This window comes from Mucilaginibacter sp. P4_A11 (assembly GCF_056402535.1).
The window spans coordinates 737442-749750 of sequence record NZ_JBFUHE010000001.1; the positions used below are offsets into that span (position 1 = coordinate 737442).

Consider the following 12309-nt stretch of genomic DNA (forward strand, 5'->3'; position numbering starts at 1 on the left):
TTCCGGGAATTTTTCCAATTTTGCAGGCATGATCAGGTTTATAAAAGTTGATGAGCTGTTGCACGTGCGTAATGAGGTGCTTCGTGAAGGGAAACTCACGCTGGATGAATGCCGTTTTCCATCAGACAATAATGAAGGTAATTTTCACCTTGGTTATTTTGTTGATGACGAGCTAACTTGTATTGCTTCGTTTCACCCTCAAAGCTATGGCGAATTTGGCGGTATCGGCTACCAGCTGCGGGGCATGGCAACAATCGAAAAATACCGGGGGCAAGGCTTCGGTAACCTGCTGGTTAATTTTGCACTGGTATATCTGCGCGGACAAAAAGCAGATTATCTGTGGTGCAACGCCCGTAAAAAAGCTGTACGCTTTTATAGCAGCCTTGGTTTCGAGATCGTTTCGCCTGAATTTGAGGTTCCGGGGATAGGTCCTCACCATGTAATGTATGTTAAAATAAGATGAAGTTTTGGCGGATTGAAACAGCTTTTTTCCTTTTTCGTTAAGTATTTTGAATTAAAATGTTCAATTTGCGCCCGTTCATAACAAATGACCCTTTAATAGATATGAAAACAGTAGATCAAATTAGTTTTGCCGGCAAAAAAGCCCTCATCAGGGTGGATTTTAACGTGCCTCTTGACGAGAATTACAATATTACCGATGATAACCGCATGACGGCAGCTTTGCCAACCATAAAAAAAATACTAAAAGATGGCGGTAAAGTTATCCTGATGTCGCACTTAGGCAGACCGAAAGATGGCCCTACAGAAAAATATTCATTAAAACATATTGTGTCTCATTTGTCTGATCTGCTTGGTCAGCAGGTTCAGTTTGCCGATGATTGTATTGGTGAGCAAGCTGTTGAAAAAGCAAAAGCACTTGGTAACGGCGAGGTTTTATTATTAGAGAACCTTCGTTTTTATAAAGAAGAAGAAAAAGGCGATGTTGCTTTTGCTGAGAAACTATCAAAGTTAGGCGATGTTTACGTGAATGATGCTTTCGGCACTGCTCACCGTGCTCACGCTTCAACCGCTATCATTGCTCAGTTTTTCCCTGATGCAAAATACTTTGGTTACCTGATGGCAGCAGAATTAAATAACGCTGAAAAGATACTGAACAATGCACCTAAGCCTTTTACTGCTATTATGGGTGGGTCAAAGGTTTCTGATAAAATAGAGCTTATTGAAAAACTGCTTGATAAAGTTGATAACCTGATCATCGGTGGTGGTATGGCTTATACCTTTGCTAAAGCAGACGGTGGTAACATCGGTACTTCATTAGTTGAGATTGATAAACTCGATTTGGCGATTAGCCTGAGGCAAAAAGCTAAAGAAAAGGGTGTAAACCTATTGTTGCCTTTAGATAATATCATAGCCGATGCATTTTCAAACAATGCCAATACTGATGTAGCTAAAACAGGCGAAATAAAAGATAACTGGATGGGCCTTGATATCGGTCCTGAAACCGTTGCTTTATTCAGCAAGGTAGTTGAAGAATCAAAAACCATTTTATGGAACGGCCCTATGGGAGTATTTGAAATGGAGAAATTTTTAGGCGGAACCAAAGCCATAGCCGAAGCAGTAGCTAAAGCCACAGAAAATGGTGCTTTCTCGCTGATAGGCGGTGGTGACTCTGCCGCGGCAGTAGCCAAATTTGGTATGACCGATGAGGTGAGCTACGTGTCAACCGGTGGTGGCGCTTTGCTTGAATACATGGAAGGTAAAGAATTACCTGGTGTAAAAGCGATAAACGAGTAATCGTTATCAAAATATTAAAAAGGTCCGGTTGATGAACAGCCGGGCCTTTTTTGCGTTGAGTAGGTATTAATATATCCATTTGAAAACTAACATAACTATCCGTCCATGCGTTGAAACCGATAGGGAGCGGCTCCGGGAAATCTATCTTCTTTGCCGGATACAAACATTTTATTGGTGCGATAGTGAACAGTTTGATATCGATGATTTTGACATCCACACGCGGGAAGAAGAGATCTGGGTAGCAACTTGCGACAATAAGATAACAGGGTTTATGGCTGTATGGCCCCCTGATGTTTTTATTCATCATTTATATATTGATACCGAATACAGAGGAAAAGGTATTGGTAAGGCACTGCTTACTTTGGCGGCTCAAATTTACCCAGCCTCACTTAGTTTAAAATGTCTTGTTAAGAATGAGGCGGCGGTTCAATTTTATCGTGCTTTGAATTGGGAAGTGATAGGTGAGGGGAGCGATACTTTGGGAGATTATTTCTTAATGCAGCGTAGCATATAAATAATGATGCTTATCATAAGTCAAATTCACCACTCCACGGTGTTGTGTTATCTGTAAATTGAAATTTAGCCTATAATATTTATACAAAAAGGGGGTTAACATGTTTTTTGAGAAAGTAGATATCAACTAATTGATTATTAGATATATAAGTAAATGTTAGCCCTGCGTTGTGTTAACCCTGTTAACCCCCCTTTTTTTAAGTAGAGTCAATCCAACCCAAAACTATATATCGCTTAAGTATCTGAATAAGTCAAAATATGAGGCTGATCATGATTATGATACAGCCTCATTATATTTTATTGAATTTTCACCGAAGTCACCACATCATTAGCATTAGGCGATAGCGTGGTAAAATTAGGTGTGTTTGAAGTCCTTGTCCAGGTTGTGCCTGCTGAGTTATCATTTGAATACATAGTAACTGTCCAACCCGTCGGAATTTTTGCTGATGAAGCCCAGTTATCAACAAAGCCATAAGCTTGTAATTGGGCAAGGGTATAGGTTCCTTTAGGGATGGCGCTTGTAACTGTGCCACCATAATTGATATCCTGGTAAAAAGTAACCCCGGTAGTACTTGTACCCGAGTTGAACACCGTTGCCTTACCATACAGCTTATTAGATACACTTGTGAGGTAAGTGTGTGAATCGGCATTTGGCAGGTTGTAATATAGGTAAATGCCATAGTTGTTATTTACCGTTTGAGTAGCCAGTGACGCTGCGGTTGAAGAACTGGTGCTTTGAATATCAATAGCCGCAGGGCCAAGGTTGGAAGCGGCAAGCCCCGGTACGTTAGGGACAGAATAAGTGCCATAAATAGCATTCCAGCTATAGTCAACCTTTGAACCTACAGTTACGCCGTTAAAGCTCAATCGTGATGCTGCAGGGCCATAAAAATAAAACGAAATTATTTTGGTTGGCATCAGGGTGCGAAGCGCGGTAACCAGGTAAACAAACGAGCTCGAGTTAGGCTGACCGGTGCCATTGGTGCCATAATCGGCATATTCATCATCAAAATCGATACCGTCCAGCCCGTAAGTGGTAACGGCGTTGCTCAGCAACTGGGCATAATCATTTGCTGCTGCCTGGGTTGGGAAATTGCTGATGCCCGCCCCCTGGTGGTTGCCTAAAATTGACAACAATACCTTAATGCCTTTAGCCTGTAAAGTTTGGATATAGGTTGCCTTATTGTTGAGCACATTGGTAACCTGCGGATTAAAAAATAGTTCGGCCTTTTGGGTTGTGGTGTTGTAGTTGATGTTTGCGGCAAATATGATAGCGATATCAAAAAGTTGCTGCCCTGTCGATAATGTATAATTGCCCACGTTGCGGATATCATTGTTGTTTACTTCCACATAGCAAACTCCTTTTGGCCCGGCTACGCCTATAGCGTTGGTGCCTAATTTTGATGGAGTGTTACTGCCGGCATCGGTGGGGAGGGGCGCTTTTTCCTTTTTACAGGCAGAGGTAATGAGCAGCACAGCACCGAATAACACGATCAGTGTTTTTGCAAGGGGCAAATTGAAGTTTGTTCTCATAATTGTTGTTTTTTGTTAAATTGTTTATAAAAAGTAAATTGTTTTAGCGCAATGGGTTTGTGTAAAGCCAGCCCATGGCATAGCCAGGGGATAATTACTATCTCATAAAAACTGTTTAAATATTTAGGTTACCGGGCGCTTAGGTCCTCGCTCCGGCATTATATCGGTCAAGGTAATAGACCATTAAACGAGTATAAATGCTTACAGGTTTTAATTATTATTTTATAAAAATTTTCCAGGGTTAATAAAGGTGTTTTTTGCAGTTAATTTTAATTATAACAAAAACCATTATTCTGTAACAAAAAGGAGGCTTTTGTTAAATAGCAATGTAGTTAGTTGCCCATTTTGTTTTATTCGGTTACATTTGATTTGACTGACAAAAATTTTATGAAGAAAAATTTACTTTTACTTTTCTGCCTTTTGCTTTCGGCATCGGGTATTTACGCGCAATCCAAAGCGCCTGATGCTGATTATATCAGGGCCAATTACCAGAAATATGAATATCAGATCCCGATGCGGGATGGCAAAAAGCTGTTCACATCGGTATACGTGCCAAAGGATCAATCAAAAAAATATCCTTTCATGATGGACAGGACCCCATACAGTGTTGCGCCGTATGGTACCGAACTTTACAAAGGCAGCCTTGGCCCGTCGTCGCTATTTGCGCATGATGGTTATATTTTTGTTTACCAGGATGTGCGCGGACGCTGGATGAGCGAAGGTATTTATGAGGAAATGACCCCGGAAAAGGAAGATCATAAAACTAATAAAGATGTTGACGAGGGCACTGATACTTATGATACTATAGATTGGCTGCTGAAAAACATTCCCAATAACAACGGCAAGGTAGGGGTATGGGGAATTTCATATCCCGGCTTTTATACCACCACTGCTTTATTAAGCCGTCACCCGGCGTTGGTAGCTGCATCGCCGCAGGCCCCGATTGCTGATTTGTATCGTGATGACGCTTTTCATAACGGCGCGTTTATGCTGGTAGCCAACTTTGGTTTTTACCCTGGCTTTACCAACAGGCAGGATGATAAACCAACCCAACGGCGTGGTAAAGGCTTTGACGCGGGTACCGAAGACGGCTACGACTTTTTCCTGAAGATGGGCTCTGTAAAAAATACAAACGATAAATATTATAAGGACACCATCCGCCTGTGGAACGAAATGCTTGACCACCCTAACTATGATCAGCACTGGAAAGACCGTAATGTACTTTATCATTTGCATGATATTAAAACAGCGGTACTGGTAACCGGCGGTTGGTATGATGCCGAAGATCTTTATGGCGCTATCAATACCTATAAAACCCTGGTAAAAGAAAATCCTAAAACCCCGGTTTATTTTGCTATGGGCCCTTGGGTGCACGGCGGCTGGGCTCGCGGGGATGGCGATCACCTGGGCGATGTTGGCTTTGGCGGCCCTACAGGCCCCTTCTACCGCGAGAAAATTGAGTTCAGTTTCTTTAGCCATTATTTAAAAGGCACGGCTGATTTCGACCTGAAACCAATATCAACTTTTGAAACCGGTGTTAACCAATGGAAAACCTATAATACCTGGCCGCCAAAAGAATCGACAGAAAAGAACTTGTACCTGTTGCCGGGAGGTAAATTATCTTTCACGACTCCTGCAACCGTTGCCAATACTTTTGATGAGTTTGTATCTGATCCTAATAAGCCGGTGCCTTTTATCAACAGCATTGATATGGATATGAAACGCGAATACATGACTGCCGATCAGCGTTTTGCTTCGCAGCGTCCGGATGTGCTTACTTATCAAACTGATGTTTTAGATAATGACGTAACCATTGCCGGTAATATCTGGGCCAACCTTAAGGTATCAACAACAGGTACCGATGCCGACTGGGTGGTTAAAGTGATAGATGTTTATCCCGATTCTACCAAAAATACAAAATGGGCAGGCAAGGATGTGTACCTGAGTGGTTACCAGCAAATGGTACGCAGTGAGGCTATGCGCGGCAAGTTCCGTAATGGCTTTGATAAACCTGAGCCTTTTGTGCCCGGTAAAGTAACCCCGGTAAACTTTGAATTACAGGATGTGCTGCACACCTTCAAAAAGGGGCACCGAATGATGGTGCAGGTACAAAGTACCTGGTTCCCGCTTATCGACAGGAACACGCAACAGTTTCAGGATATCATGAAAGCTAAAGACACTGATTTTAAAAAGGCTACGCATAAAGTTTATACTTCAAAAACAAGTCCGAGTTATTTAAAGGTAAGGGTGATTGAATAGTATGAAGCGATTTAGATCTGTTTGTTATATCTAATGATATGTGCTGACTGCAAAGATCAAAGAAACCAAAAACAAAGGAGGCTGTTCCCAAAGGACAGCCTCCTTTGTTTTTGAATTAACATCCAGCGTCTTATTTAAACTAATTATAAATAAAACTTGCAGATAAAAAGTCTTTTTATACTTTTGCGCTTAATTAGACTTAATCTAAATAGAATGTTGAATAACCTTTACTATTCCCTGCGCATTATCCCTTTTTTAATTTTATTCCTGTTTTCAAATACGTTGATCCTTAAAGCTGATGACGAAGGCAATAACGGCAAAATAACCGGTGTTGTTAAAACCAGCGATGATAAACCGGCTTCGTTTGTAAATGTTGCCATTAAAGGATTAAATAAAAGTACTACCACAACTGATAACGGATCATTTGCTTTCCATAACGTTAAACCGGGTACTTATACCCTGGTTACCTCATACGTTGGTACAAAAACCGAAGAGCAAACGGTAACAGTTTCAGCAAATAAAACAACTGTTGTATCCTTTAAGCTTAATGAAAGCTCGGCCCAGTTAGATGAGGTTGTAGTTTCTTCAACCAAAACCATTAACCGTAAAAAGTTAAACATCGGCAAAATGAACGTTTCGCCAATGGACCTGCCCCAGAGCGTTACTGTAATAGGTCGTGACGTGCTTGACCAGCAACAATCACTACGTTTAAGTGATGTTATCAAGAATGTGAACGGCGTGTATTTATACAGCAGCCGTGGCAATACCCAGGAAACCTTTGGTGCCCGTGGCTATAATTTTGGAAGTAACAACATGTTTAAAAACGGTTTCAGGGTTAACTCGGGCGTTGTGCCGGAGATCAGCTCACTGGAGCGTGTAGAAGTATTAAAAGGCAGTGCTGCTTTATTATACGGAAACGTTGCCCCCGGCGGTATCCTGAATATGGTAACCAAAAAGCCTTTATTTGAGCAGGGCGGCTCGGTGTCAATGACCTATGGCAGCTATGATCTTTACCGCCCGTCGTTTGATGTTTATGGCCCTATATCTTCCAAATTAGCTTATCGCGTAAATGGTACCTATGAAAATGCCAAAAGCTACCGCGATAATGTAAAGTCAGAAAGGGAATACATTAACCCTTCATTCCTGTACAAAATAAGCGATAAAACAACCTTAATTGTTGAAGGCGATTATCTGAACTATGACTTTACCCCCGATTTCGGAACCGGGCAAATCAATAATGTTATTGCCAAAGTTCCGCGTAACAGGTATTTAGGTGCGTCATGGTCAACTGGTAACACCAAACAAACTACGGCTACAGCAACTATCAATCATCAGCTCAATAGTCTTTGGCAGTTAAGCGGCGGTTTTTCATACCAGCATTTCAACCGCTCATACCAAACAACCGAGCGTGTGTTACCCGATGCCAATGGCGATTGGGGCCGTACCCTGAACAGGGCTAAAACGCTTGAAGATTATTACACAGGTCAGTTTAATATTACCGGTCAGTTTAATACAGGGTCAATAAAACATAATATTTTGGCTGGTGTTGATGCCGATTGGTATCGTAATAATGCCTTTACATATGTAGCAACGTTAAGCAACAAAGTATCGAGCTATCTTGATCAAAACGGTGTCGCGCAAAACGCCGTTTATGATAAGATCAATATTTTCGATCTGAATAAATACACGCTCCGTACGGATAAACCACAGATGAACCCGTTTTACAGCATCCTTACACCTACAAACCGTTTTGGTGCTTATTTTAACGATCTCATCAGCCTTTCAGATAAATTTAAAGTGTTAGCAGGTTTGCGCTGGTCCTACCAATACATTTCGCCTACCTCTGTAACCAGTTATTCGCCGCTTGCTATCTTAGCGCAGGCTGTCGGCAAAGAGGATAAAGCCTTTTCGCCCAGAGTAGGGCTTGTTTACAAACCTTTGGACAATACCGCTTTGTTTGCCAGCTACTCTAATTCGTTTGTTGTAAATACAGGTTCCGATGTGAGTGGTAAACCTATTGACCCCTCGCTGATCGATCAGTATGAGATAGGGGTGAAAAACGATTTCCTGAATGGTAACTTGTCGGTAAACGTAACGGCTTATCGTATTAAAAACAATAACTTGGCCCAACCGGCACCCTTCGGTGCAGATGGCGTTACGCCGAATACCAATACCAACATTAAGGTATTAAGCGGCGCAACTAAAAGCGATGGTGTTGAACTGGATATTGCCGGTCATCCGGTTAAAGGTTTGGATATATTGGCAGGTTACAGTTATACTAATGCTAAATATACTGAAACAGGAACCGCACAGGGGAGTAACATAGCAGGGCAACCTTTGCTGAATACACCAAAACATACCGCGAATACAAGCATATTTTATAATTTTTACAACGGCGATTTAAAGGGATTCAAAGTAGGCGCATCTGTTTATTACCTGGGCAACCGTGTAGCGGGTAATGCCAATACAGTAGGTCAGGCTCAGACGTTGTCAAAGTTAGTGTATGTACCGGGCTTTACCACGGTTGATGCTTCAGTTGGTTATACTTATAAAAAGATCTCTATCATTGGTAAGATTTCTAACATAGGTAACGTGCTTAATTACAATGTACACGAAAACTATAGTATTAATCCTATACCGCCAAGACAGTTTTTAACTACGTTGAGTTATAAATTTTAATTAATTGAAATAACCGGGCATGGCAACATGCCCGGTTTTTATGCTTATACCAACCAATGAAAGTATTTTTCCGCACCATTCACCTTTATTTGAGCCTCGCAGCGGGGGTAATCATTTTCTGTTCGTGTTTAACGGGCACGATGCTGGTTTTTGAAAAGGAAATTCAACAGTCGTTGCATCCGCAGCGGTATTTTGTAAAACCGCAGGATAAAAGGTTGCCGCTTGTTGATTTAACTGCCGGGGTGTTGAAACAGATCCCAAAATCAAAGCTGGCAACAGTAATGGTATATGATGATCCGGCACGTACGGTAGAAGTGGGCCTCATTGTACCTGAAAAGAAAGATAAAAAGCCGGCTGATAAGCCAAAAACAGAAAAACATGCCGGAGCACATGATAAAAAGGGTGCTAAGCCAAAAGATGCCGAGCGCTCAAATCTTACTGCTTTTGTAAATCCATACACCGGTCAAATAGTTGAACAGTTTAACCGCAGGCAAACGTTCCTGTATTCGGTAGAGATGTTTCACCGCTATTTATTAGGTGGTAAGAATAGCCTGGGCGATTGGGTGATCAGTATTTCGACACTGTTTTTCCTTGTGATATTGATAACTGGTGTAATACTCTGGTGGCCAAAAACCAAAGCCATTATGAAGCAGCGGCTTAAAATAAAATGGGATGGCAGTGGTAAGCGCCTAACGCACGACCTGCACATCGTTACCGGTTTTTATACTTCTATATTCCTGATCATTATTTCTGCTTCGGGCCTGGTAATGACCTTTAAGTGGGCAAACAATACTTTGTTTTTCCTTACCGGTTCAAAGGTTGTTGCCAAAGAAGATGTTAAGGCCCCGCTTTCTGTTTATCAGCCGGGTATTGCTGCTATTTCGCCAGAAGCGGCCGTTAGTGCATTAGGTGATAAAATAACCGATGCCGAAAATTATACCATCCGTTACCCGCGAGATACGGCAGCGGTTTATACTTTCAACGTTCTAAAAAAAGGTTCAATTGAGTTGGCTACTGATGTTTATTATGTAGATCAGTACAGCGGCAAGGTTGCCGGATCAGCTTTGTACGCTGATAAAAGCCTTGGTCAGCGAATCAGAGGGGTTATTAAGCCTATCCATACCGGTTCTATCTACGGCTGGCCAACACAGATTTTAGCTTTTCTTATTACTTTGGTTTCGCTTATTTTCCCGGTAACCGGGGTAATGATGTGGCTTAACCGTATCGGTAAAACGAAGAAGAAACCGGTGAGAGGCAGGAGTAGAGCTGTGCCAACTGAGGTCGCTTAAGAAAGAAGGTGTAAGCATACAATAAGGACACATCATTGCGAGGCACGAAGCAATCCCCGATTAACAGATTCACCCTGTATAGTTTGGGATTGCTTCGTGCCTCGCAATGACGTTATATTGATGTTGCTGCACTTCACTCCTTTTAGTGATGCCCTTCTACTTAATAAAGTAATGGTGCGCTACAGCTTGTATAGCGCTTACTTCAACAATCCCGCCGGAATTTTTCCGTCTACTTTTGGAAATGGAATGCCCAGGAGTTTTACCATAATGGGCGTCATATCGCGCAGGTTCATTTCTTCTATTACAGCGCCTTTGCGGATGCCCGGGCCGTGGGCTATCAGGCCGGTACGGATATTTTTTGTATCGGGAAAATGTCCGTGTGTACCACCTTTGCCGGGCTTTACGGCATTGCCTGTAATGGCAGCGCTGAATGCAGCATCATGCTCCCCGGTGACCGCAAACGCGACATTCGGGTTATAGTCGCCTTTGTTCAATTGTTCCCTGCTGATGATGCGGTAATATTGCTTTACGCTGTCGGGCTGGGCTTCCAACAATGCTTTTACTTTATTGGCGGTGGCTTTATCAGTAGGATCTTTCAGGTACAGGTAAGCAGATCCGCCTACTGAATTGAATTGCGCTTTCCAGTCGCCGGTTTTCAGATCATTGATCAACCCGGCTTCTTTCAGCCATACGTTGGGCGAGATGGTTTTCTTTACATCATAAAACCCATGATCGCCTCCAATAAGTAATACCGTGCTTTCCCATATTCCTGCTGCTTTCAAAGCATCTACAATAATGCCTACTGCAGCATCTGCATCCGCCACTGCTTCCTGAACCCGTGTTCCGGAACGCCCTTCGGCGTGTTCCGCACCATCCACAGAAAATACGTGAATGGTCATCAGTTCAGGCTTGCTTTTCATGATCACATAGGCGGCAATCTTAGCGATGTTTTGATTTTTTCCCGCATCTATCTTGTCAACGCCGCCGAACACTTCTTTTTTCACTTCGGCATAAAATCCCTGCGGCAAGGAATACTGCTCGCGAACCCCATCACTCAGACCACCTATGTCCGGGATATTATAATCTACAGGAGCATTGGCCGACACCGGCCAGTATAGCGAAGCAACCGTCATGCCTTTGTTTTTTGCTGCTTTCCAAATGGTGGGTGCGTGAATGGAGCTATCCTGCCAGTATGGTTGTTGCGGTGCTCCGTCCGGCGTAAATATGTTATTATAAAATACGCCATGTTTGGCGGGCTGCACACCTGTAACGATTGTAGTATGCGAAGGGTAGGTCATGGAAGGGAATACACTGTTAACGCCTTTGGCGTAAGCGCCGTCGTTCATCAGCGCATGCAGGTTAGGTGTCTGCCATCCGCTATCCAGGTAAAAGTCAGGCCGGAACCCGTCGATGGTTACGAAGATAACGTGCTTGGCGGTTTGCGCCATAAGCTGCCCTGTTGTTATAAACAGCGCAAGGAGTGCGATTGATAATTGCTTTTTCATGGTGGATAGATACCCGGTTTGCGCAGGTAAGATTTTCGCTAAGCCGGAATAAAACGGGGCAAAGGTGCCCGTATTTTGTTAACTCCTCATGAAATTATAATTACGTTATTAGCCTTTCTTCGTTTTTTGTCTACTACAACGATTCTCTAACCATGATCCAATAAGGACAACCTGTAACCGGTTCAGCTATCTCTTTGGTTATTTTATATCCCATCCGCTCATAAAATTTGATGTTGCGTGGAGTAAAGGTTTCGAGATAGGTTGGGATTCCGTTTTTATCGGTTTCATTAATTACTTTCATCAGTAAATCGACCCCCAATCCTCGCCCCTGGTGGGCAGGCTTAATCCCTGCTATTGACAGGTACCACGCATCGGGCGGTACTTCACCCAGTTGCTCGCTCATGAACGAAACAATAGTAAGGTAAACATTGAGCGATGTTTCGCCCATGTACGTTTTTATAAAATGTTTCTTTTGCAGGCTCTTTTCGTTATCAGTTTCAGTATCTAATGGCTTAGTCCAGATGGCCGCGCCGTAGGAGATATCACCTGTAATGGTCAACCTGCCGTACTTTTCGCCTTCTGTCATGGAGTAATCCATATATCTCATCAGCGTTTCCCGCTTTTCGGGTTCGCCGCCAGGAATATCCCGTAGCAATTCTATATAAAATGGGTCGGGGATGAGGGCTTCATATAAGGCTGAGGCCAACTCTTTGTATTTATAGCTATACATGCAGTTTATTTAGTTCATAAGCAATAATTAATCTAATTACACAAAT

At 42.6% G+C, this 12309-nt stretch carries 9 protein-coding genes; 6 read left to right on the forward strand and 3 right to left on the reverse strand.

What is annotated here, in order from left to right:
* The first annotated feature begins 28 nt into the window (after positions 1-28).
* The 3 genes from AC1DUD_RS03350 to AC1DUD_RS03360 all read left to right on the forward strand — a co-directional run bounded on the left by AC1DUD_RS03350 (position 29) and on the right by AC1DUD_RS03360 (position 2269).
* Positions 29-463 (forward strand): GNAT family N-acetyltransferase, encoded by a 435-nt coding sequence (locus AC1DUD_RS03350; protein WP_477371594.1) that lies wholly within the window; start codon positions 29-31, stop codon positions 461-463.
* Between the two features lie 101 nt (positions 464-564).
* A complete protein-coding gene (locus AC1DUD_RS03355) occupies positions 565-1755 on the forward strand; it encodes a phosphoglycerate kinase (RefSeq protein ID WP_477371596.1) in 1191 nt (396 codons plus the stop codon).
* Positions 1756-1834: 79 nt separating this feature from the next.
* Positions 1835-2269, forward strand: a complete 435-nt coding sequence (locus tag AC1DUD_RS03360) for an N-acetyltransferase family protein (RefSeq protein WP_477371598.1) — start codon at positions 1835-1837, stop codon at positions 2267-2269.
* Between the two features lie 296 nt (positions 2270-2565).
* On the opposite strand, the gene AC1DUD_RS03365 is transcribed toward AC1DUD_RS03360, so the two are convergent.
* On the reverse strand, positions 2566-3801 hold the full coding sequence (locus AC1DUD_RS03365) for an endo-beta-N-acetylglucosaminidase H (RefSeq protein ID WP_477371600.1): 1236 nt from the start codon (positions 3799-3801) through the stop codon (positions 2566-2568).
* Between the two features lie 387 nt (positions 3802-4188).
* Between AC1DUD_RS03365 and AC1DUD_RS03370 the strand changes: the two genes are divergently transcribed.
* From AC1DUD_RS03370 to AC1DUD_RS03380, 3 genes are all read left to right on the forward strand, one after another.
* The gene (locus tag AC1DUD_RS03370; RefSeq protein ID WP_477371603.1) at positions 4189-6060 is read left to right on the forward strand and encodes a CocE/NonD family hydrolase; all 1872 of its coding nucleotides are present in this window, start codon (positions 4189-4191) and stop codon (positions 6058-6060) included.
* 213 nt (positions 6061-6273) lie between these two features.
* Positions 6274-8739 (forward strand): TonB-dependent siderophore receptor, encoded by a 2466-nt coding sequence (locus tag AC1DUD_RS03375; RefSeq protein WP_477371605.1) that lies wholly within the window; start codon positions 6274-6276, stop codon positions 8737-8739.
* 56 nt (positions 8740-8795) lie between these two features.
* Positions 8796-10028: a PepSY-associated TM helix domain-containing protein gene (locus AC1DUD_RS03380; protein WP_477371607.1), complete on the forward strand. Its 1233-nt coding sequence runs from the start codon at positions 8796-8798 to the stop codon at positions 10026-10028.
* A gap of 197 nt (positions 10029-10225) precedes the next feature.
* On the opposite strand, the gene AC1DUD_RS03385 is transcribed toward AC1DUD_RS03380, so the two are convergent.
* The gene (locus AC1DUD_RS03385) at positions 10226-11533 is read right to left on the reverse strand and encodes an alkaline phosphatase family protein (protein WP_477371609.1); all 1308 of its coding nucleotides are present in this window, start codon (positions 11531-11533) and stop codon (positions 10226-10228) included.
* Positions 11534-11666: 133 nt separating this feature from the next.
* Positions 11667-12263, reverse strand: a complete 597-nt coding sequence (locus AC1DUD_RS03390; protein ID WP_477371611.1) for a GNAT family N-acetyltransferase — start codon at positions 12261-12263, stop codon at positions 11667-11669.
* Positions 12264-12309: the final 46 nt, after the last annotated feature.

What these genes read in the sequence shown, in the direction of transcription:
- AC1DUD_RS03350 (WP_477371594.1), top strand. Translation starts at nt 29, where the DNA reads ATGATCAGGTTTATAAAAGTTGATGAGCTGTTGCACGTGCGTAATGAG.
- AC1DUD_RS03355 (WP_477371596.1), top strand. Translation starts at nt 565, where the DNA reads ATGAAAACAGTAGATCAAATTAGTTTTGCCGGCAAAAAAGCCCTCATC.
- AC1DUD_RS03365 (WP_477371600.1), bottom strand. Translation starts at nt 3,801, where the DNA reads ATGAGAACAAACTTCAATTTGCCCCTTGCAAAAACACTGATCGTGTTA.
- AC1DUD_RS03370 (WP_477371603.1), top strand. Translation starts at nt 4,189, where the DNA reads ATGAAGAAAAATTTACTTTTACTTTTCTGCCTTTTGCTTTCGGCATCG.
- AC1DUD_RS03375 (WP_477371605.1), top strand. Translation starts at nt 6,274, where the DNA reads ATGTTGAATAACCTTTACTATTCCCTGCGCATTATCCCTTTTTTAATT.
- AC1DUD_RS03380 (WP_477371607.1), top strand. Translation starts at nt 8,796, where the DNA reads ATGAAAGTATTTTTCCGCACCATTCACCTTTATTTGAGCCTCGCAGCG.
- AC1DUD_RS03385 (WP_477371609.1), bottom strand. Translation starts at nt 11,533, where the DNA reads ATGAAAAAGCAATTATCAATCGCACTCCTTGCGCTGTTTATAACAACA.
- AC1DUD_RS03390 (WP_477371611.1), bottom strand. Translation starts at nt 12,263, where the DNA reads ATGTATAGCTATAAATACAAAGAGTTGGCCTCAGCCTTATATGAAGCC.